At 59.2% G+C, this 21,762-nt stretch carries 16 protein-coding genes and 4 tRNA genes; 14 read left to right on the top strand and 6 right to left on the bottom strand.

What is annotated here, in order from left to right:
• Positions 1 to 236: 236 nt before the first annotated feature.
• The 11 genes from KVQ82_RS19420 (at position 237) to KVQ82_RS19370 (ending at position 10,772) form a co-directional block, all read left to right on the top strand.
• Positions 237 to 313: transfer RNA gene (locus KVQ82_RS19420), tRNA-Arg, on the top strand.
• 32 nt (positions 314 to 345) lie between these two features.
• Positions 346 to 421 (top strand) — tRNA-His (locus KVQ82_RS19415).
• Positions 422 to 478: 57 nt separating this feature from the next.
• A tRNA-Leu gene (locus tag KVQ82_RS19410) sits at positions 479 to 563 on the top strand.
• Positions 564 to 639: 76 nt separating this feature from the next.
• A tRNA-His gene (locus KVQ82_RS19405) sits at positions 640 to 715 on the top strand.
• Between the two features lie 398 nt (positions 716 to 1,113).
• Positions 1,114 to 2,424: a trigger factor gene (gene tig / locus KVQ82_RS19400; protein ID WP_025108913.1), complete on the top strand. Its 1,311-nt coding sequence runs from the start codon at positions 1,114 to 1,116 to the stop codon at positions 2,422 to 2,424.
• A gap of 92 nt (positions 2,425 to 2,516) precedes the next feature.
• Complete coding sequence (gene clpP, locus KVQ82_RS19395; RefSeq protein ID WP_007951559.1) at positions 2,517 to 3,152, top strand: ATP-dependent Clp endopeptidase proteolytic subunit ClpP; 636 nt, start codon at positions 2,517 to 2,519, stop codon at positions 3,150 to 3,152.
• Positions 3,153 to 3,264: 112 nt separating this feature from the next.
• A complete protein-coding gene (clpX, locus tag KVQ82_RS19390) occupies positions 3,265 to 4,548 on the top strand; it encodes an ATP-dependent Clp protease ATP-binding subunit ClpX (RefSeq protein WP_003223632.1) in 1,284 nt (427 codons plus the stop codon).
• A 163-nt stretch (positions 4,549 to 4,711) separates the two neighbouring features.
• The gene (gene lon / locus KVQ82_RS19385) at positions 4,712 to 7,108 is read left to right on the top strand and encodes an endopeptidase La (protein WP_003223634.1); all 2,397 of its coding nucleotides are present in this window, start codon (positions 4,712 to 4,714) and stop codon (positions 7,106 to 7,108) included.
• Positions 7,109 to 7,256: 148 nt separating this feature from the next.
• Positions 7,257 to 7,529 carry an HU family DNA-binding protein gene (locus KVQ82_RS19380; protein WP_008077714.1) on the top strand — a complete coding sequence of 91 codons (273 nt, stop codon included), beginning with the start codon at positions 7,257 to 7,259 and terminating at the stop codon, positions 7,527 to 7,529.
• A 236-nt stretch (positions 7,530 to 7,765) separates the two neighbouring features.
• A complete protein-coding gene (locus KVQ82_RS19375) occupies positions 7,766 to 9,637 on the top strand; it encodes a SurA N-terminal domain-containing protein (protein WP_047291588.1) in 1,872 nt (623 codons plus the stop codon).
• Between the two features lie 247 nt (positions 9,638 to 9,884).
• Positions 9,885 to 10,772: a DUF2242 domain-containing protein gene (locus KVQ82_RS19370; RefSeq protein ID WP_041073907.1), complete on the top strand. Its 888-nt coding sequence runs from the start codon at positions 9,885 to 9,887 to the stop codon at positions 10,770 to 10,772.
• Positions 10,773 to 11,096: 324 nt separating this feature from the next.
• On the opposite strand, the gene KVQ82_RS19365 is transcribed toward KVQ82_RS19370, so the two are convergent.
• Both KVQ82_RS19365 and KVQ82_RS19360 read right to left on the bottom strand, forming a co-directional pair.
• Positions 11,097 to 12,137, bottom strand: a complete 1,041-nt coding sequence (locus KVQ82_RS19365) for an AraC family transcriptional regulator (RefSeq protein WP_222015266.1) — start codon at positions 12,135 to 12,137, stop codon at positions 11,097 to 11,099.
• 3 nt (positions 12,138 to 12,140) lie between these two features.
• Positions 12,141 to 13,271 carry a nitrilase-related carbon-nitrogen hydrolase gene (locus KVQ82_RS19360; protein WP_222015264.1) on the bottom strand — a complete coding sequence of 377 codons (1,131 nt, stop codon included), beginning with the start codon at positions 13,269 to 13,271 and terminating at the stop codon, positions 12,141 to 12,143.
• A gap of 206 nt (positions 13,272 to 13,477) precedes the next feature.
• On the opposite strand from KVQ82_RS19360, the gene KVQ82_RS19355 reads away from it, so the two are divergent.
• Both KVQ82_RS19355 and KVQ82_RS19350 read left to right on the top strand, forming a co-directional pair.
• Complete coding sequence (locus tag KVQ82_RS19355) at positions 13,478 to 15,517, top strand: FAD-dependent oxidoreductase (RefSeq protein WP_222015262.1); 2,040 nt, start codon at positions 13,478 to 13,480, stop codon at positions 15,515 to 15,517.
• Between the two features lie 226 nt (positions 15,518 to 15,743).
• Positions 15,744 to 16,667: a 1-aminocyclopropane-1-carboxylate deaminase/D-cysteine desulfhydrase gene (locus KVQ82_RS19350; RefSeq protein ID WP_222015260.1), complete on the top strand. Its 924-nt coding sequence runs from the start codon at positions 15,744 to 15,746 to the stop codon at positions 16,665 to 16,667.
• Between the two features lie 159 nt (positions 16,668 to 16,826).
• Here the strand turns inward: KVQ82_RS19350 and KVQ82_RS19345 are convergent, their stop codons facing one another.
• The 3 genes from KVQ82_RS19345 to KVQ82_RS19335 form a co-directional block, all read right to left on the bottom strand.
• Positions 16,827 to 17,381, bottom strand: coding sequence for a cytochrome b (locus KVQ82_RS19345; protein ID WP_108182278.1), 555 nt, complete (start codon positions 17,379 to 17,381; stop codon positions 16,827 to 16,829).
• A 187-nt stretch (positions 17,382 to 17,568) separates the two neighbouring features.
• Positions 17,569 to 18,396, bottom strand: coding sequence for a phosphonoacetaldehyde hydrolase (gene phnX / locus KVQ82_RS19340; protein ID WP_222015258.1), 828 nt, complete (start codon positions 18,394 to 18,396; stop codon positions 17,569 to 17,571).
• 154 nt (positions 18,397 to 18,550) lie between these two features.
• Entirely contained in the window at positions 18,551 to 19,660 is a 1,110-nt protein-coding gene (locus tag KVQ82_RS19335; RefSeq protein ID WP_222015256.1) for a 2-aminoethylphosphonate--pyruvate transaminase, read from the bottom strand.
• A gap of 113 nt (positions 19,661 to 19,773) precedes the next feature.
• Between KVQ82_RS19335 and KVQ82_RS19330 the strand changes: the two genes are divergently transcribed.
• Positions 19,774 to 20,634, top strand: a complete 861-nt coding sequence (locus tag KVQ82_RS19330) for a LysR substrate-binding domain-containing protein (RefSeq protein ID WP_222015254.1) — start codon at positions 19,774 to 19,776, stop codon at positions 20,632 to 20,634.
• Between the two features lie 120 nt (positions 20,635 to 20,754).
• Here the strand turns inward: KVQ82_RS19330 and KVQ82_RS19325 are convergent, their stop codons facing one another.
• Positions 20,755 to 21,627, bottom strand: a complete 873-nt coding sequence (locus tag KVQ82_RS19325) for a LysR family transcriptional regulator (RefSeq protein WP_222015252.1) — start codon at positions 21,625 to 21,627, stop codon at positions 20,755 to 20,757.
• Positions 21,628 to 21,762 lie beyond the last annotated feature (135 nt).

The following is a 21,762-nucleotide window of genomic DNA, read 5'->3' as shown; positions in this document are numbered from 1 at the left end:
GCATTCTCGCATGTCAGACGGTGAGGGCAAAGGCGCTTGGTCAGCAAATTCCCCTAACTCCTTTAATTAAATGAATTTTTTTCAAAAAGGATTTGACGACCTTGGGAGCGCTCTATACTATTCGTCGCACTTGTCGGGCACAGCCTAGCACTGGTTAAGAAGGTTGAGCGGAATTAGCGTTCTGCGAAGCTGGAAAGCATTTAGTTTGTAGTCCTCCAAGAGTACAGATTAATAAGGCGCCCGTAGCTCAGCTGGATAGAGCATCCGCCTTCTAAGCGGATGGTCGCAGGTTCGAGTCCTGCCGGGTGCGCCATTAGGCAGCTTTGGCACAAGTAGCGCGATATGGTGGGCGTAGCTCAGTTGGTAGAGCACGGGATTGTGACTCCCGTTGTCGTGGGTTCGATCCCCATCGTCCACCCCATATTTCGAAAGGCGCCAGATGTAACAGTCTGGCGCCTTTGCTTTAAAAGCTTCATCTGCGGATGTGGTGGAATTGGTAGACACACTGGATTTAGGTTCCAGCGCCGCGAGGCGTAAGAGTTCGAGTCTCTTCATCCGCACCAATTAAAGCTTCATTCTTGCCGCAGGCCTGATGAAGTTCAGCAAAGAAGTTGAATGGCTTTTTTGTGACGCAATATGGTGGGCGTAGCTCAGTTGGTAGAGCACGGGATTGTGACTCCCGTTGTCGTGGGTTCGATCCCCATCGTCCACCCCATATTTCGAAAGGCGCCAGATTTAACAGTCTGGCGCCTTTTTTGTTTTACGGTTTGTGGTTTGTTGTGCTGGGTTTCAGGTCGAAGGGCAGGGCGTTTCGTCGTGTTTACGGGCTTGCAGCCTGCGTGTCGACCACCGGCCATGTTCGCTGGATCGGCCGTCAGGGAGATGGCTCGCAGTCTCTTCTATATATAGAAGCGGTTGAAGCAGAGCCCTGGCGTGATGGTCTTTATTCGTCTTCGGGGTGGAATGCATTGCTGCATTCACACCTATAAATGGCCTGCTGTTTTTTTACCCGTTTTCAGTAGGGTGACTTCTTGAGTTTGACCCACTAGAATGCATGCCCTTGATTCTGGGGTCGGAAACGGCCGGCTAACGTCTGTGCAACGAGGAATATCCATGCAAGTTTCTGTTGAAAATACTACTGCTCTTGAGCGCCGCATGAGCGTCACCGTGCCGGCTGAGCGCATTGAGAGCCAGGTCAACAAGCGTCTGCAGCAGACTGCCCAAAAGGCCAAGATTGCTGGCTTCCGTCCAGGCAAAGTGCCAATGAGCGAAATCAAGCGCCGTTTCGGTGCTGACGCTCGTCAGGAAGCTGTTGGTGATGTCATCCAGTCCTCCTTCTATGAAGCCGTGGTTGAGCAGAAGCTGAACCCTGCCGGTTCGCCTTCGATCGAGCCGAAGTCGCTGGAAGCTGGCAAGGACCTGGAATACGTTGCCGTATTCGAAGTGTTCCCTGAGTTCACTGTTGCCGGTTTCGACGGCATCACTGTCGAGCGCCTGAGCGCTGACGTGGCTGACGCTGATCTGGACAAGATGCTGGACATCCTGCGCAAGCAGAACACCCGTTTTGAAGTGGCCGACCGCGCTGCCCAGAACGAAGACCAGCTGAACATCGATTTCGTCGGCAAGGTTGACGGCGAAGCATTCGCCGGCGGCTCCGCCAAGGGTACTCAGCTGGTGCTGGGTTCCGGTCGCATGATTCCGGGCTTCGAAGAAGGCCTGGTTGGCGCCAAGGCGGGCGAAGAGCGCGTTCTGAACCTGACCTTCCCTGAGGACTATCAGAACCTGGACCTGGCCGGCAAAACCGCCGAGTTCACCGTGACTGTAAACACCGTGTCCGAGCCGAAGCTGCCAGAGCTGAACGAAGAGTTCTTCGCTCAATTCGGCATCAAGGAAAGCGGCATCGACGGTTTCCGCACCGAAGTTCGCAAGAACATGGAGCGTGAGCTGCGTCAGGCCATCAAGTCCAAGGTAAAAAATCAGGTCATGGACGGTCTGCTGGCCACCAACCCGATCGAAGTGCCAAAGGCTTTGCTGTCCAACGAAGTTGACCGTCTGCGCGTGCAGGCTGTTCAGCAGTTCGGCGGCAACATCAAGCCTGATCAACTGCCGGCCGAGCTGTTCGAAGAGCAAGCCAAGCGCCGTGTAGTGCTGGGTCTGATCGTCGCTGAAGTGGTCAAGCAATTCGACCTGAAGCCTGACGAAGCCCGCGTTCGTGAAATGATTCAGGAAATGGCTTCGGCTTATCAAGAGCCTGAGCAGGTCGTGTCCTGGTACTACAAGAACGAGCAGCAACTGAACGAAGTCCGTTCGGTTGTGCTGGAAGAACAAGTTGTGGATACTGTTCTGCAGAAAGCTAGCGTGACCGACAAATCGGTCTCTTACGAAGAAGCGGTCAAGCCGGTAGAAGCTCCAAAAGCCGACTGATTGTTTTTGCGTTAAGAAGTACACACATAAGCCAGCCTTCGAGCTGGCTTATGCGTATTCAAGACATAACTATTTGGGAGTGACTGCAGAGCATGTTCCGTAATTCGTATATTCAGCAGAACTCTGATATCCAGGCCGCCGGCGGCCTGGTCCCGATGGTTGTCGAGCAATCTGCTCGTGGCGAGCGCGCCTATGACATCTACTCGCGCCTTCTGAAGGAGCGCGTAATCTTTCTGGTGGGTCCTGTAGAGGACTACATGGCCAACCTGATCTGTGCGCAATTGCTGTTCCTTGAAGCGGAAAACCCGGACAAGGACATCCATCTCTATATCAACTCCCCGGGCGGTTCGGTGACAGCGGGCATGTCGATCTACGACACCATGCAGTTCATCAAGCCAAACGTATCGACGACGTGCATTGGTCAGGCGTGCAGCATGGGTGCATTCCTGCTGACGGCCGGTGCTCCAGGCAAGCGTTTCTGCCTGCCGAACTCGCGTGTGATGATTCACCAGCCGCTGGGCGGTTTCCAGGGCCAGGCCTCGGATATCGAAATCCATGCCAAGGAAATCCTCTTCATCCGCGAGCGTCTGAACACGCTGATGGCCAAGCACAGCGGTCGTACGCTTGAAGAAATCGAGCGTGATACCAACCGCGACAACTTCATGAGTGCAGAAGCTGCGAAGGAATACGGTCTGATCGACGAAGTCATCAACCAGCGTCCTGCGTAAAATAAGCAGCTCAAAATAAGGTGGGTCGGCAGGTCCGACCACCAGCGGGCTTGAAAAAGCCCGCAATAGCCTTCATCTTGTGTTGCAAGCCTATCGGATTTGGATCGAACGAATGACTGACACCCGCAACGGCGAGGACAACGGCAAGCTGCTCTATTGCTCCTTCTGTGGCAAAAGCCAGCATGAAGTACGCAAATTGATTGCCGGCCCCTCGGTCTTTATCTGCGACGAGTGCGTCGACTTGTGCAATGACATCATCCGCGAGGAGGTGCAGGAAGCACAGGCCGAAAGCAGCGCGCATAAATTGCCTTCGCCTAAAGAAATCAGCGGCATCCTTGACCAGTATGTAATCGGTCAGGAGCGTGCGAAAAAGGTTCTGGCCGTAGCGGTGTACAACCACTACAAGCGTCTGAACCAGCGTGACAAGAAGGCTGACGACGTCGAACTCGGCAAGAGCAACATCCTGCTGATCGGCCCGACAGGCTCCGGTAAAACCCTGCTGGCCGAAACCCTGGCCCGCCTGCTGAACGTTCCGTTCACCATCGCCGACGCCACCACCCTCACCGAGGCTGGCTACGTAGGTGAAGATGTCGAGAACATCATTCAGAAACTGCTGCAAAAGTGCGATTACGACGTGGAAAAGGCCCAGATGGGCATTGTCTACATCGACGAAATCGACAAGATTTCCCGCAAGTCCGACAACCCGTCGATCACCCGCGATGTTTCCGGTGAGGGCGTGCAACAGGCCTTGCTCAAGTTGATCGAAGGCACGGTCGCTTCCGTCCCGCCGCAAGGTGGCCGCAAGCATCCGCAGCAGGAATTCCTGCAGGTCGACACTCGTAACATCCTGTTCATCTGCGGTGGTGCGTTCTCCGGTCTGGAAAAGGTTATTCAAAACCGTTCCACCAAGGGCGGTATCGGGTTCAACGCAGAAGTGCGCAGCAAGGAAGAAGGCAAGAAAGTCGGTGAATCCCTGCGTGAAGTCGAACCTGACGATCTGGTCAAGTTCGGTCTGATCCCGGAGTTCGTCGGTCGTTTGCCGGTTCTGGCGACGCTGGACGAGCTCGACGAGGCTGCGCTGATGCAGATCCTCACCGAGCCGAAAAATGCGCTGACCAAGCAGTATGCCAAGCTGTTCGAGATGGAAGGCGTGGATCTGGAATTCCGGACCGACGCACTGAAATCGGTTGCCAAGCGAGCTCTGGAGCGTAAAACCGGTGCCCGTGGCCTGCGGTCGATTCTTGAAGGTGTGCTGCTCGACACGATGTACGAAATCCCTTCGCAGTCTGAAGTGAGCAAAGTCGTCATCGATGAAAGCGTGATTGAAGGCAAGTCCAAGCCACTGTATATCTACGAAAACAGTGAGCCGACGGCCAAGGCAGCGCCGGACGCGTAAGTGTCCACACTGCCGGAACAAAGAAGGGGCCTTCGGGCCTCTTTTTTTTTATGTCGTTTTTTACATCCGCTTTGCGCTTGTTTTTTTTCAAGGCAGCCCCCATCTTGGTTTCAAGCTTAATTCCATCTGATTACGGCCATATGGCCGCCGTAGAGGCGAAATCATGAAGACAACCATCGAATTGCCTCTCCTGCCATTGCGTGATGTCGTGGTTTATCCGCACATGGTTATCCCGCTGTTCGTGGGGCGCGAGAAATCCATCGAAGCCCTCGAGGCCGCGATGACGGGCGACAAGCAGATCCTGCTGCTGGCCCAGAGAAACCCGGCTGACGATGATCCCGGTGAAGACGCTCTCTATCGCGTAGGTACGATTGCGACGGTGCTGCAGCTGCTGAAGCTGCCAGACGGCACCGTCAAGGTTCTGGTCGAAGGTGAGCAGCGCGGCGCTGTAGAGCGCTTCAGCGAAGTCGACGGGCATTGCCGCGCCGAAGTCTCGCTGATCGACGAAGTCGATGCTGCCGAGCGCGAATCGGAAGTTTTCGTGCGCAGCCTGCTGTCGCAGTTCGAACAATATGTGCAGTTGGGCAAGAAAGTCCCGGCTGAAGTCCTGTCGTCGCTCAACAGCATTGATGAGCCTGGCCGCCTGGTTGACACCATGGCCGCGCACATGGCGCTGAAAATCGAGCAGAAGCAGGAAATCCTCGAAATCATCGATTTGTCGGCCCGCGTCGAGCACGTGCTCGCCTTGCTGGATGCCGAGATCGATCTGCTGCAAGTCGAAAAACGCATTCGCGGCCGCGTCAAAAAACAAATGGAACGCAGTCAGCGCGAGTACTACCTGAATGAGCAGATGAAGGCCATTCAGAAAGAGCTGGGTGACGGTGACGAAGGTCACAACGAAATCGAAGAGCTGAAAAAGCGCATCGATGCGGCCGGCCTGCCGAAAGATGCCCTGGCCAAGGCTACCGCCGAGCTGAACAAGCTCAAGCAAATGTCGCCGATGTCCGCTGAAGCCACCGTGGTGCGCTCCTACATCGACTGGCTGGTGCAGGTGCCGTGGAAGGCGCAGAGCAAGGTACGTCTGGACCTGGCGCGTGCGGAAGACATTCTCGATGCTGATCATTACGGCCTTGAAGAGGTCAAGGAACGCATCCTTGAATACCTCGCCGTGCAAAAACGTGTGAAGAAGATCCGTGGTCCGGTGTTGTGCCTGGTCGGTCCGCCTGGCGTGGGTAAAACTTCGCTGGCGGAGTCGATTGCTCACGCCACCAACCGCAAATTCGTGCGCATGGCCTTGGGTGGCGTGCGTGACGAGGCGGAAATTCGTGGTCACCGCCGGACTTACATCGGTTCGATGCCAGGAAGATTGATTCAAAAGATGACAAAAGTGGGCGTGCGCAACCCGCTGTTCCTGCTCGATGAAATCGACAAAATGGGCAGCGACATGCGCGGCGACCCGGCGTCGGCGTTGCTGGAAGTGCTCGATCCGGAGCAGAACCACAACTTCAACGATCACTATCTGGAAGTCGATTACGACTTGTCCGATGTGATGTTCCTGTGCACCTCGAACTCGATGAACATCCCGCCAGCACTGCTGGACCGGATGGAAGTCATTCGTCTGCCGGGTTACACCGAAGACGAAAAGATCAACATCGCCGTCAAGTACCTGTCGCCCAAGCAGATTGCCGCTAATGGTCTGAAGAAGGGCGAGCTGGAATTCGACGAGGAAGCGATCCGCGACATCATCCGTTACTACACCCGTGAAGCCGGTGTGCGTGGCCTCGAACGTCAGATCGCCAAGGTCTGCCGCAAGGCTGTGAAAGAACATGCGCTGGAAAAACGCTTCTCGGTAAAAGTGACAGCTGACCTGCTCGAACACTTCCTCGGTGTGCGTAAATTCCGCTACGGTCTGGCTGAGCAGCAGGATCAGATCGGTCAGGTGACTGGCCTGGCGTGGACGCAGGTGGGCGGCGAATTGCTGACCATCGAAGCGGCTGTGGTACCGGGCAAAGGTCAACTGATCAAGACCGGTTCGTTGGGCGATGTAATGGTCGAATCGATCACTGCAGCCCTGACCGTTGTGCGCAGCCGTGCCAAGAGCCTGGGCATTCCGCTGGACTTCCACGAGAAGCGCGACACCCACATTCACATGCCGGAAGGCGCGACGCCGAAAGACGGTCCAAGCGCCGGTGTAGGCATGTGCACGGCATTGGTATCGGCATTGACCGGGATTCCGGTGCGCGCCGATGTCGCCATGACGGGTGAAATCACCTTGCGTGGTCAAGTGCTGGCAATCGGTGGTCTGAAGGAAAAACTGCTCGCCGCCCACCGCGGTGGAATCAAGATTGTGATTATTCCGGAAGAGAACGTGCGCGATCTGAAGGAGATTCCTGACAATATCAAGCAGGATCTGCAGATTAAACCGGTTAAATGGATTGACGAGGTCCTGCAAATTGCGCTGCAATACGCGCCGGAGCCCTTGCCGGATGTGGCTCCGGAGATAGTTTCCAAGGACGAAAAACGTGAGTCTGATTCAAAGGAAAGAATTAGCACGCATTAATACGTTTTTGCCTGGGGGGCTTCCTTGACAGCTTTTTAGAGCCCTTGTTATAAAGCGGCTCTTAAGTGTCTGTAGGCCATTCAGCACTCGTTTTTGCTTTCACCAAAAAACTTAGAATCATCTCAAAATAGATATAAGGGGACTTAGAGTGAACAAGTCGGAACTGATTGATGCTATCGCTGCATCCGCTGATATCCCGAAAGCTGCTGCTGGCCGTGCGCTGGACGCTGTTATCGAATCCGTCACTGGCGCTCTGAAGGCCGGCGACTCTGTTGTTCTGGTTGGTTTCGGCACTTTCTCCGTGACTGATCGTCCAGCTCGCGTTGGTCGTAACCCACAGACCGGCAAGACGCTGCAAATCGCAGCTGCTAAAAAGCCAGGTTTCAAAGCCGGTAAAGCACTGAAAGAAGCTGTCAACTAAGTTAGTTTGTTTCAGGTTTTTACCCATCCGGGTCGGGGTCATGCCTGACTTGGCAGCGGAGCGGTAGAGCAGGTCGCTGGAACAGCTGCCTGTAACGCCGGGATCGAGGGTTCGAGCCCTGTCCGCTCCGCCAGTTACGAGAAGGCGCATCCTCGGATGCGCCTTTCTTCTATCCGGATTCTACCCACGCTCCACGGTTGCCAAATTTTTGAAGTTCAACCGTTTCTGGGGGACGCATGCTGCAGAATATCAGGGACAATTCACAAGGCTGGATTGCCAAGACCATTATCGGGGTCATCGTTGCACTGATGGCTCTGACCGGTTTCGACGCTATTTTCAAGGCCACGACGCACACCAACGATGCGGCCAAGGTCAATGGTGAAGAAATCAGCCAGAACGAGCTGAGCCAGGCCGTTGACATGCAACGCCGTCAGCTGATGCAACAGCTGGGCAAGGATTTCGATGCTTCCTTGCTTGACGAAAAAATGCTCCGCGAATCGGCCCTCAAGGGTCTGATCGATCGCAAGCTGCTGCTGCAAGGCGCAGAACAATCGAAATTCGCTTTCTCCGAAGGTGCATTGGATCAGGTGATCCTGCAGACCCCTGAATTCCAGGTGGACGGCAAGTTCAGTTCCGAGCGCTTTGATCAGGTGATTCGTCAACTGGGCTACACCCGCATGCAATTCCGCCAGATGCTGGCTCAGGAAATGCTGATCGGTCAGTTGCGTGCCGGTGTTGCCGGCAGCGGTTTCGTCACCGACGCTGAAGTGCTGGCATTCGCCCGTCTGGAAAAACAGACCCGCGATTTCGCTTCGCTGAACGTCAAGGCCGACCCGGCCGCGGTCAAGCTGACCGACGATGAGGTCAAGGCTTATTACGACGAGCACGCCAAGGAGTTCATGACCCCCGAGCAGGTGGTTGTCGATTACGTCGAGCTGAAGAAGTCTTCGTTCTTCGACCAGGTTGCGGTCAAGGACGAAGACCTGCAGGCGGCGTATCAGAAAGAGATCGCCAACCTGTCGGAACAGCGCCGCGCCGCGCATATCCTGATCGAAGTCAACGACAAGACCACTGACGCTCAGGCCAAGGCCAAGATCGAAGAAGTCCAGGCGCGTCTGGCCAAGGGCGAGAAATTCGAAGCGCTGGCCAAGGAGTTCTCGCAGGATCCGGGTTCGGCCAACAATGGCGGTGATCTCGGTTTCGCCGGTCCTGGCGTCTATGACCCAGCCTTCGAAAAAGCCCTGTACGCGTTGAACAAGGATCAAGTGTCCGAGCCGGTGCGTACCGACTTCGGTTACCACCTGATCAAGCTGCTGGGTGTTGAAGCGCCGGAAGTTCCGACCCTTGCCAGCCTGAAAGACAAGCTGACCCGCGAGTTGAAGACTCAACAGGTCGAGCAGCGTTTTGTCGAGGCGACCAAGCAACTGGAAGACTCGGCGTTCGAAGCGTCTGACCTGGCCCAGCCAGCGGCAGATCTGAAACTGACTGTGCACACCTCCAAGCCGTTCGGCCGTGAAGGTGGTGAAGGCATTGCGGCCAACCGTGCTGTGGTGAGCGCTGCATTCAGCCAGGAAGTGCTGGAGGAAAATGCCAACAGCACCGGCATCGAGCTGGACCCGGAAACCGTGGTCGTGCTGCGTGCCAAGGAACACCTGAAGCCTGAGCAGTTGCCTCTGGAAGCCGTCAACACGGCGATTCGCGCGCAGTTGACCAAGGAGCATGCCAGTGCTGCGGCCAAGACCAAGGCTGACCAGCTGATCGCCAGTCTGCGCGATGGCAAGACTCCGCTGGACAAGGCTGTCGAGGGTCAGAACTGGAAGGTTGTCACAGCGGCCACTCGCGCTCAGGAAGGGGTTGATCCGACTGTGCTGCAGGCGTTGTTCCGTATGCCGAAACCGGCGGCCAAGGGCAAGCCGACGTTCAGCAGCGTGACCTTGCAGGACGGTAGCCTGATGATCGTGCGCCTGGACGGTGTGAATGAAGCAGTAGCGCCGACTGATGAAGAGAAGGCGCAGTACCGTCGCTTCCTTGCTTCGCGTGAAGGTCAGCAGGATTTCGCGGCGTTCCGCAAGCAGTTGGAAAGTCAGGCGGATATCAAGCGCTATTGATGTTTGACTGAGCGGTAACAGGAAAGCCCCGATCTGATGGTCGGGGCTTTTTTATGCTTGGGATTTGGCTGTTTCCGTTGTTTTGGGTGTGGCGGCTGGCCGTTTCGCCCGTGCGGCGAGTGGCTGCGACTTTTTCTGGCAAACCATGGTCAATAGGGTTGTAACGGCTTTAAGACACAATCCATGCGCCGCAGGGCCAAGTTCTGTTGCACAATACGCCCCGGACTGTTTTCCCTCAGGATGTTCAATGTTGATTTCAACTCCCATGCGTGTCGTTGGGTTGGCGCTGTTGTTGACCGCTGTTGCTGGCTGTTCGAAGGACAAGCCGATCTATGAGCATGAGAACTTCGATGATTCCGGCACGTTCTCGCGCAATTATCCGGTGGCCGACACCGCGAGTTGCGAGGCGGCCCGTCGTGCGTTGCTCAGCCAGGGCTACATCATCACCAGCAGTGACCCGAAACTGATCAGTGGCCACAAAAGCTTCCAGCAAACCGGTGAAACCCACATGGAGATCAGCTTCAACGTGGTGTGTACCGAAGACGGCAGTTCCAAACACCATGCCACGGTGTTCGCCAATGCCTTGCAGGATCGCTACGCGTTGAAGAAGACCAACAACTCTGCCAGCCTCGGGGTCGGCGTGTTGGGTTCGGTGTCGATGCCGATCGGCTCGTCCGATGATTCGATGGTCAAGGTGGCGAGTGAGACCGTGACGTCGCAGAAGTTCTATGAGCGTTTCTTCACCTTGGTTGAGCTGTTCCTGCCAGCCGATGCGAAGAAAGCCGCGCACATCGAAGAAAAACCCAAGACTGATCTGGGTGTCCCGGAGCCGAAGCCTGCTGCTGTAGCGCCGACAACACCTGCCCCGGCAGTCGAGACAGCGCCAGCGCCACCGCCGGCCGGCATTGTCGAGCCAGCCCAGACCATGACGCCAGCCACTCCGGCGGTGACGCCTGCGCCGGCCACGGTTGCACCGACGCCAGCGGGTTCCGAACCCGTGGTGCCGCCTGCGGAATCCGCGCCGATCACCCCGGCACCGAGTGCAGATCCTGCACCGGCTGCCGAAACGATCACGCCGCCGGCCAACCCGACCAATATCCCGCCGCCATCGGAGCCGATTCCGGCGATGCAGTGAGCCGCGCGGGCTCTGCTGTGGGAGCGGGGGTGCTCGCTCCCACATTTGTTTTGTGGCGCACTCAAATCCCGTTACATTCCCCGGACAAAACTCCAGCGATAAATTCCTGACCACCTGCTACGTTTTATTCATGAAGGCGGGATGTCACTTTCCCTTCATACGGGCACGATAAGCTCGAGGCACTGGTCACTTGACCGGGCTGTATTTTCAACGGGCAGTAGGGGGATGAAACGATGGACGATTATCAAGAAGAACTGCTCGAATACCACGCGTATGAACTCGATCAGCCAGAACCGGCCGAAGACGCCACCGAGTTGTAAGGCGTCAGGCGGTTTTGCGGTGACTGCGGCGAAACTCGCCGGGGGTCTGGCCGCTCCAGCGTTTGAAGGCGCGTTGAAACGCCTCGGCTGAAGCAAAGCCCAGCAGATAGGCGATCTCGCCGAACGCCAGTTCGGTATCGCGGATGTAGGTCATTGCCAGGTCGCGGCGGGTGTCGTTGAGTATGGCGCGAAACTGTGTGCCTTCCTCGGCCAGTTTGCGCCGCAAGGTCCAGGTCGGCAGCTTCAGACGCGCCGCCACTTCTTCCAGGTCGGGTTCCCGGCCACCATTGAGCAACGGCCCCAACAACTGTGTGATGCGTTCGCGCAGGCTGCGGGTGCGGGTCAACTGCTCCAGTTCCCGTTCACACAACGCAAGCAAGTGTTTCCAGGTGCTCGGGCAGTGTTCCGGGTTGCGCAGAGCGAGGCTGGCAAGGCTCAAGCGCAGTTGATTGCGTTCGGCGCTGAACTGGATAGGGCAATCGCCCAGCACGCTATAGGCGTCGCGATAGTCCGGCGCGTCAAATTCGATGTCGATGCGCTCGGCGCGCAAAGGCTCGCGGCTGACGCTGGACAGCTGATGCAGCCAGCCGGCGATGATGGAATCCACCACAAAACGGTTATAGGCGTTGTACGGGCTGATCGAATAGAAGCGCAGCCACGCGCCATGGGCATCCTCGTGAAAGCTCGACTGCCCGCGATAGTTGGAACCGTACAGCGGCTCGAAACGGATCAGGCAGCGGGCCGCTTCGCGCACGGTCGGTGCCTGTGCAGCGGTGACCCCGGCGAGCCCGGCCTGACTCAAGCGGCTGAGTTGGCCCATGCTCAGGCCCAGCGCCGGATCGCCGGTCAACTGGATCGCGCTGTGCCCCAGCCGCATGTAACGCGGGATCGACAGTCGCGCGCCGGCTTCGGCCAATCGCGCGGCATCCAGTCCATATTGTTCGAGCAGCGGTTGCGGCTCGACGCCGTGGCTGCGCACGGCATCAGCCAGGCTGTGCACGAAGCCTACCGACAGATCCCCAAGGCGCATCGGCAGCGGTTTCATGGCTTACAACCAGATGTTCAGCAGACGCGCGCCACGGGCTTCGCCATCGGCGAATTGCTGGCCGTTGCTGCTGAGGAAGCTTTGCCCCGAGCCGGGCTTGTCCCAGAACTGGCCGCGCAGGAACACGCTCATGCCGGCGATCGCACGGCTGCTCGGCGGCTGTGCGGTGAGCGTCAGGCGATGCCAGGCCTGACCTTCACTGATTTCCCCGGGCTTGAGGCTGACCGACCCCGGTGTACTTGAGCCCTTATAACCGGCCCACGGCTGATTCCACGCACCGTGACCCACGACGAAGGCCGGCACCGCTACCAGTTGCGCGCCTTGCTCGTCGAGTTGGCGATAGTTGTCGGGGTACCAGCTGTCGCTGCCGATCAGCACGCCCAGGCGTCCGGCCGGCGTGTCGACCACGTTGATCGCGTGGGCGTCTTCGCCCTCGATCACATCGCGCTGTTCGAAGATCGGGTGCATTTGCCGCTGGGGCTGGCCCAGCGGTACACCATCACGGCCAAACACCACGCTGCTGTTGAACAGCGCGCCGCTACCGGGCTTGAGCTGGCCATCACGAATGCTGGGTTCGGGCAGGACGATGGAGCCGGCCACCAGCGTCACGTGGAATTCCTTGGCCAGTCCACCAAACAGTGCCTGGTAATCCTTGGCCATCACTTTGGACTTCATCCGCAGGTGGGCATCGTCAAGGCGGTTGTCGCCCTTGGCAGTAAGCCAGGCGCGGGCGAACAGCAACGGATTGCTCGCCGCCAGCCAGTTCATCGCTTCGACCAGGGTCGGCGCCTGATACAGCTCGTCTTTCTCGCCGCTGATCATCAGCCAGGTACCGACATGCTCGGGCAGCACCACCACGGTTTTTTCATTCAGCAGCCCCTGATCCTGCGCTTGCTGCAGATAGGCCGCGAGTTTGCGGTGCAGGCGCTCCGGGCTTTGGTAGTCGGTGGGGAACAGTTCCGGCTGGATACCCAGCAAGTTGCCACGGTCGCCGGGCGTGCCCTGATCGACCGCCAGTTTGATGCGCAGGTCCGACAGGTAATGTCCCGCCGGCCGGTCCGCCGCCCACATGGCGTAGGTGGTCAGGGTGGCAACGATGGCCATGGAGAAAAACAGGTACAGAAGTTTGCGCATGAAAACCAACAACAACCGGGTACAGGGTGTGGCGACTAGGGTAGGGCGCATGCCTGCGCTTGCCAAGGGGCGCTGCGCATTTGGATCAATAAGTTGTCAGTTTCGGTCATTGAGTGACAGCAGTGCGACTCTTAGTCTGTCGAACATGACTGACGGGGGACGCAGAGCTCCCGCAATTTCCGTGATCGCTCGTTGTGGAGTTACCGATGACCGCCGCTCATTACCCGCACCTGTTGGCCCCGCTGGACCTGGGATTCACCACGCTGCGCAACCGCACCCTGATGGGCTCGATGCACACTGGCCTTGAAGAGAAACCGGGTGGCTTCGAACGCATGGCGGCGTACTTCGCCGAACGTGCTCGTGGCGGCGTCGGCCTGATGGTCACCGGCGGTATCGGCCCGAACGACGAGGGCGGCGTGTACTCCGGTGCAGCCAAGCTGACCACCGAGGAAGAAGCGCTCAAGCATCGCATCGTCACTCGCGCAGTGCACGAGGCGGGCGGCAAGATCTGCATGCAGATCCTTCACGCCGGGCGTTATGCCTACAGCCCGAAACAGGTTGCGCCAAGCGCGATTCAGGCGCCGATCAACCCGTTCAAGCCCAAAGAACTGGACGAGGAGGGCATCGAAAAGCAGATCAGCGACTTCGTCACCTGCTCGGTACTGGCGCAGACGGCCGAGTACGATGGCGTGGAAATCATGGGCTCGGAAGGTTACTTCATTAACCAGTTCCTCGCCGCCCACACCAACCACCGCACCGACCGCTGGGGTGGCAGCTACGAAAACCGCATGCGTCTGCCGGTGGAAATCGTCCGTCGGGTGCGTGAAGCGGTGGGCCCGAACTTCATCATCATCTTCCGTTTGTCGATGCTCGATCTGGTCGAGGGCGGCAGCACCTGGGATGAGATCGTGACCCTGGCCAAAGCCATCGAGCAGGCTGGCGCAACCCTCATCAACACCGGCATCGGCTGGCACGAAGCGCGGATCCCGACCATCGCCACCAAGGTGCCGCGTGCGGCGTTCAGTAAGGTCACCGCCAAACTGCGTGGTTCTGTGAACATTCCGCTGATCACCACCAACCGTATCAACACCCCGGAAATCGCCGAGCAGATCCTCGCCGAAGGCGATGCCGACATGGTCTCGATGGCGCGGCCGTTCCTCGCCGATCCTGACTTCGTCAACAAGGCTGCAGAAGGCCGCGCCGACGAGATCAACACCTGCATCGGTTGCAACCAGGCGTGCCTCGATCACACCTTCGGCGGCAAGCTCACCAGTTGCCTGGTCAACCCGCGTGCCTGCCATGAAACCGAGCTCAACTATTTTCCGGTGCAACAGATCAAGAAGATCGCCGTGGTCGGTGCCGGCCCTGCCGGTCTGTCCGCTGCGACCGTGGCCGCCGAGCGCGGACATCAGGTGACGTTGTTCGATTCGGCCAGCGAAATTGGCGGCCAGTTCAACATCGCCAAGCGGGTGCCGGGCAAGGAAGAGTTCTTCGAAACCCTGCGCTACTTCAAGCGCAAGCTGCAGACCACGAATGTCGAGGTGTGCCTGAACACCCGCGTCGACGTGGCGAAACTGGTTGAAGGCGGTTACGACGAAATCATCCTCGCCACCGGCATCGCGCCGCGCGTGCCGGCGATTCCGGGCGTGGAGAATGCCAAGGTGCTGAGCTACCTGGACGTGATCCTCGAGCGCAAACCGGTGGGCAAGCGCGTGGCGGTGATCGGCGCGGGCGGCATCGGTTTCGATGTCTCGGAATTCCTTGTGCACCAAGGCGTGGCCACCAGTCTGGATCGCACCGCGTTCTGGAAAGAGTGGGGCATCGACACCCATCTGGAAGCGCGTGGTGGCGTGGCCGGGATCAAGGCGGCGCCGCACGCGCCGGCTCGCGAAGTGTTCCTGTTGCAGCGCAAGAAAACCAAGGTCGGTGATGGTCTGGGCAAGACCACCGGCTGGATTCACCGCACCGGTCTGAAGAACAAGCAGGTGCAGATGCTCAACAGCGTCGAATACTTGAAAATCGACGATGAAGGCCTGCACATCCGCATCGGCGAAACCGGCGAGCCGCAAGTGCTGGCGGTGGACAATATCGTGATTTGCGCCGGCCAGGATCCACTGCGGGACCTTCAGGAAGGTCTGGTCGCAGCGGGGCAGAACGTGCACCTGATCGGTGGTGCCGATGTGGCAGCGGAGCTGGATGCCAAGCGCGCGATCAATCAGGGGGCGCGTCTGGCCGCTGAGCTCTAAGCTACGCCGCTTAACCTGTGGGAGCGAGCTTGCTCGCGAAGGCGTGGTGTCAGTCGACATATATATTGGCTGACACTCCGCTTTCGCGAGCAAGCTCGCTCCCACAGTGTTTGTGTTGTTCACTGATTCGGTGAACAACATCGAACCAATGCAGGCGTGAGCCTGCTCGCGATGGCTGCTTATGAGCGACTAGAATGCCGGCTCTACTCAGAATGATCAGTCGCCCATGCTTCTTCCTCCCGCCCACTGGTTGCCCCAAACTCCCCTCCAAATGCTTGAACTCGACTGGCTCACCCGCGCCGGAATCGAGGTCGCGATCCTGCGTCTGGACCAGATCGACCCGCTGATCAGCGGCAACAAATGGTTCAAACTCGTCGAGCATCTCAAGGCCGCTGACCGCGCTGGCGCGAAGGGCGTCATCAGCCTCGGTGGTGCGCATTCCAATCATCTGCATGCGCTCGCGGCGGCGGGCAAGCGTCTGGGCTTCGAAACGGTTGGCCTGTTGCGCGGCCATCCACAGCAAACGCCGACGGTTAGCGATCTGCAAGCGTTCGGCATGCAACTGCACTGGCTTGGTTACGGCGGCTATCGGGCGCGGCATGAACCGGGGTTCTGGGAGCCGTGGCGGGCGCAGTATGCAGATTTTCATGCGGTGCCGGAGGGCGGTGGCGGATTGGCGGGCGCATTGGGCTGCAAGGTGTTGAAGGAGCAGGTGATCGCGCAACTGGGCAACCTGGGCTGGAGCAGTTATCACGGCTGGTGGCTGGCCTGCGGCACCGGGACGACGCTGGCAGGGCTGGTGCTCGCCGAGGCAGGGGCGCATCCGGTGTATGGCGCACTGGCGGTGCCCGAGGATCATGGGGTGGCGCCGCAGGTGGCGGCGATTATGCAGGAGGCAGGTGTCGCTGCTGCCGACTACGAGCTGCTCGACGCCAGTCGCGGTGGCTTCGCCAAGGTTGACGCGCAGCTACTTGCATTCATCGAGAGCATTGAACGCTGTAGCGGCGTTGCGCTGGAGCCGCTGTACACCGGCAAGGCGTTGCTGGCGCTCAAGGAGCGGATCGAGGCGGGCGGATTCGCGTCAGGTACACGGTTGATCTTCGTGCACACGGGTGGGTTGCAAGGGCGGCGAGGATTCACCACAGGATGAATGAGTAACCCTGTGGTGAGGGGATTTACCCCCGATGGGCTGCGCAGCGGCCCCTCATTGATCAGCTATTGAGTCTGATCCACTGCATGCACAGGTTTTGGGGCCGCTTCGCAGCCCATCGGGGATGAATCCCCTCGCTACAATGGTCAAAACCGGGCCTCAGCGTGGCGCGCGCTTGGGCATCATCCGCAACAAGGTGTTATCACCCACCACATAATGGTGATACAGCCCCGCCAGCGCATGCAGGCCGATCAGCCAATAGCCGATGTTGCCGATCAGTACGTGCCAGTGCTCCACCTGTTTGGCCAATGCCTTGTCTTCGTGGACCAGCAACGGCAGATCGAAGCCGTAGAACATCACCTGGTGCCCCTCGGCGCTGGTGATCAGCCAGCCGAGGATCGGCATGCTGATCATGAACAGGTACAACAGCCAGTGCATCACCCGCGCCAGCAGGGTTTGCCACTGCGGCGAGGCCGGGAAGATTTTCGGTGCCGGGCCGATGCTGCGGGCCACCAGGCGAAACCACACCAGCACGAACACGGTCAGGCCAAGCATGTAATGCACTTCGCGAATCAGCGAGCGGCCGCCGCTGCCCTTGGGAAAGATCCCGCGCAACTCCATGCTGGCATAGACCAGGATCAACAGGATCAGCATCAGCCAGTGCAGCAGCACGGACACGGTGCTGTAGCGCGATTCGGAACTTGTCCACGGCATACGGTGTTTCCTCACAGATCAGGTCGCCACGTGCCGTTCTTGTGCGACGGCATGCTTTAACTGTAATCCGCTTTGGCGGATTTGCCTGAGGCTGATCGGAGTTTCAATGCGCTGACTCAAGGCTTCAGCCATAAAAAAACGCCAGCGTTGCGAAGACCCTGGCGTTTTTTCTGACGACAAGACGCAATCAGCTCGATTGCGGCATCTCACCGTTGGCCAGACGCTTGTTGATGTCGGCAATCACTTCCGGCAGGTCGCTGATGGTGTCGATCATGTAGTGCGGGCGCGAATCGGCGAACAGCGCGTGGATGCGTTTGCGTTCGCTGGCCAGTTCGTCGCTGCCCAGTGCCCGGTAGCCGGCGTAATCCAGGCCCAGTGCGTTGCCCGAGCAGATCAGCGCCACGGTCCACATCCCGGCGCGACGGCCCTCGAGGATGCCCGGCACGGTGTCGTCGATCTTCACGCAGGCCGCGACATCATCGATGCCCAACGCAATCACGTTGGCCAGGGCCTGAGCCGGCCATGGGCGACCGTTCGGCACTTCGTCGGTGGCGACCACGTGGTCGGCAACGTAGCCGTTGGTGGCAGCCAGCGCCACGACCTTGTCCATCACCTGTTTCGGGTAGCCGGAGCAGGAACCGATCTTGATCCCTTGCTGACGCAGGTTGCCAATGGTTTCCAGCGCGCCGGGAATCAGCGCCGAGTGCTCGGCGATCTTCTCGATCTGCAGCGGCATGAAGCGATTGTAGATGGCGGTCACGTCATCGTCGGTCGGGGTGCGGCCGAATGCTTTGCGATAGCGTTCGGCGACCTGCGGCTGATTGCACAGGGTGCGGATGTGGTCCCATTTGCCCATGCCCATCGGGCCACGGGCTTCGTCGATGGACACCTGAACGTCGAACTCGGCGAAGGCTTCGACGAAGATCTGCGTTGGCGCGAACGAGCCGAAATCGACCACGGTGCCGGCCCAGTCGAGGATCGCGGCTTGCAGCTTGCTTGGGTTTACGTAGTTCATGGCAATAAGAATCCTGTGTTGGCAATGCAATTCAAAAGGTTCGGCGATCCTGTGGGAGCGGGCTTGCCCGCGATGGGGTCCTTTCAGTCGACATCTATGCTGATGGTCAGACCGCTATCGCGGGCAAGCCCGCTCCCACAGGTATCGTGGTGATTCAGATCTCCAGCACTTCCATCTCGCGCAGCACTTCACCCACCGCCGCCACGGCCTGGCGCATTTCATCCGGGCTGACGTGGCCGATGCAGCCGACGCGGAAGGTTTCCACCTGGGTCAGTTTGCCGGGGTAGAGGATGTAGCCCTTGGCCTTGACCCGTTCGTAGAAGTCCTTGAACTGGTAGCGCGGGTCTTGCGGGGCATGGAAGGTGGCGATGATCGGGGCCTGGATCGCCGCCGGCAGGAAGCTGCGCAGGCCGAGTTTGCCCATCTCGTCCATCAGTGCCTGACAGTTGGCGGCGTAGCGCGCATGGCGAGCGGGCAGGCCACCTTCTTCGTTGTATTGCAGCAACGCTTCGTGCAGCGCCGCGACCACGTGGGTCGGCGGGGTGAAACGCCACTGACCGGTCTTCTGCATATAGGTGTGCTGGTCATACAGGTCCATCGCCAGCGAGTGCGAGTTGCCAGCGGCTGCGGCCAGCGATTCCTTGCGAGCGAAGACAAAACCCATCCCCGGCACGCCTTCCAGGCACTTGCCCGAGGCGGCGATCAGCGCATCGAACGGGACTTTTTGCGCATCCACCGGCAGCGCACCGAACGAGCTCATGGCGTCGATGATCAGACGCTTGCCGTGCTGCTGCACGACGTCAGCGATTTCCGGCAGCGGGTTGAGGATGCCGGTGCTGGTTTCGCAGTGGATCAGCGCGACATGGGTGATGTCGCCATCGGCGCGCAGCAGGCGGTCGACGTCGGCGGCGGTGGTCGGTTCGTCTTCGGCGGTTTCGAAGGTGCTGAACGAGCGGCCGAGCACTTCGCAGATTTTCGCCAGACGCTTGCCGTAGGCGCCGTTGATCAGCACCAGTACCTTGCCGTCACGTGGCACCAGTGTGCCAATGGCGGCTTCGACGGCAAAGGTGCCGCTGCCCTGCAACGGCACGCAATGGTGAGTGGCGGCGCCGTTGAGGATCGCCAGCAATTGCTCGCAGAGGCTGGCGGTCAGTTGATTGAAGCGGTCATCCCATGACCCCCAATCGACCAGCATTGCCTGGCGGGTGCGGGCCGAGGTGGTCAACGGGCCGGGAGTGAGCAGGATGGGTGCGGCAGTACTCATTCGTGTGTCCTCGCGATAGCGCTGTGGGATGAAGCTACGGGGCATACGTTGCAATTCGCCGAGTCATCAATCAAATTGTTTGTTGTTATGCCAGCCATCAGTGAGGCTTATCCATGAATCTGTTCCAGCTGCGCGCTTTCGACGCCGTGGCCCGGGAAGGCAGCTTCACCCGCGCCGCCGCGCGCCTGTTCATCAGCCAGCCAGCGGTGACCGGGCACATCAAGGCGCTGGAGGAGCATTACCAGATCACCCTGTTACGGCGCACCGCGCGTCGGGTCGAACTGACCGAGGAGGGCACCAAACTGGCGGCGATCACCCGCGCCATGTTCGGCCTGGCCGAAGAAGCGCAGACTCTGCTCGAAGCCAACCGCCAGTTGCTTACTGGGCGCCTCGAAGTGGCGGCGGACGGTCCGCACATGGTCATGCCGATGCTTGCCAGCCTGCGCGCGCGGTATCCGGGGATCACGGTGAATCTGCGTCTGGGCAATGCCCAGGAAACCCTCGCCGCGCTGTTATCGGAACACGCGGACGTGGCGGTGCTGACCGAGGTCGAACCGCGCAAGGGCCTGCATCTGCAAGCCTTGAGCGAATCGCGGATCTGCGCGCTGGTGCCCGCCGGGCATGCGTGGGCGCAGCGTAGCGGCGAGGTGCGGCTCAAGGAGCTGGATCAGGTGATCATGGTGTTGCGCGAGCCGAGTTCGATCACCCGCCGTACCTTTGATCAGGCGTGTGCGCAGGCGGCGGTCAATCCACGGGTGTTGCTGGAACTGGACAGTCGCGAAGCGGTGACCGAGGCGGTGGCGGCGGAACTGGGGGTGGGCGTGGTGTCGTCGGTGGAAGTCAGCCATGATCCGCGAGTGGTGGCGATTCCGATTGCCGGGGACGGGCTGGTGAACCGGCACATGATCGGCTGCATGGAGCGGCGGCGGGAGTTGCGCTTGATTCAGGCGTTCTTCGCTCTGGCGCCGGCCTGATACACCGTGGTGTCTTCATCGCTGGCAAGCCAGCTCCCACAGAATTTGTGTTGGCCCCGAAATTTGTGTGCGACGCCATACCTGTGGGAGCTGGCTTGCCAGCGATGAGGCCGTCACTGTCTAAGCAAGGCTCTCGCGCACCATATCGAGAAACGTTGCCACCACCCGCCGCGAACTCTGCTCGCGCAAGCACACCAGGGTCTCGGTCAATCGCCGGGTGCAGTCGGTAATCGGCAACGCACACACCCGCGAATCCGCGCCGAACTCTGCCGCTGAAACAACCCCCACACCAATTCCCACCACCACCGCCTCGCGCGCCGCTTCCCGGCCTTCGACCTGAATTGCCGGACGAATGCGAAACCCGGCGCCGGCCATTTCTTCTTCCAGCGTCTGCCGGGTCACCGAGCCGTGCTCGCGCAGCACCAGCGGCGTGTCATCCAGATCCGCCAGGCAGATCGACTCACGCTCGGCCCACGGATGATGGCGCGAAACGAACGCCACCATCGGGTCATTGCGCAGCGGCACGCACAGCAAACGGTCATCGCTGACATCACGCCCGAGCAGCGCCAGATCGGCCTGATAGTTGAACAGGCGAAACAGCGATTCATCGGTGTTGCCGGTCTCGATCTTCACGCTGATCCCCGGGTAGCGCTCGCAGAACCGCGCAATCAGCGGCAGCACATGTACCGGAGCATCCACCGCCAGAATCAGGCTGCCGGTCTGCAGCGCCTGGGATTCCTGCAGCAGTTCCTGGGCTTCAGCCTCAATCACAAACAGCCGCTGGGTGATCGCCAGCAGGCGCTCGCCCAGATCGGTCAGGCGCACCGAACGTTTGTTGCGATGAAACAGCAACACACCGAAGCGCTCCTCCAGTTTGCGCACTTGGTCGGAAATCGCCGGTTGTGTGAGAAAAAGCCGTTCGGCCGCTTTAGTGAAGCTTCCGTGTACAGCCACGGCGTGAAAGGCTTTGAGCTGGGCGTGGGACACCGACATGCAGCCTCCAGTAACAAGCTGAGCTTATGTGTGAAATACGATAAATCGATTTTATTTATTAAACAGTAATTGCTTTGATCCGCTCACGCCATCGCTGACTGCCCGCTCGGGCAGCAACGCTGGCGATGAGCCTGT

Origin of the sequence: Pseudomonas sp. AO-1 (assembly GCF_019775695.1) — a bacterium.
Classification (GTDB): Bacteria; Pseudomonadota; Gammaproteobacteria; order Pseudomonadales; family Pseudomonadaceae; genus Aquipseudomonas; species Aquipseudomonas parakoreensis.
The sequence above is the reverse complement of the archived record's forward strand: the minus strand, read 5'-3'. Positions and strand labels throughout refer to the sequence as shown.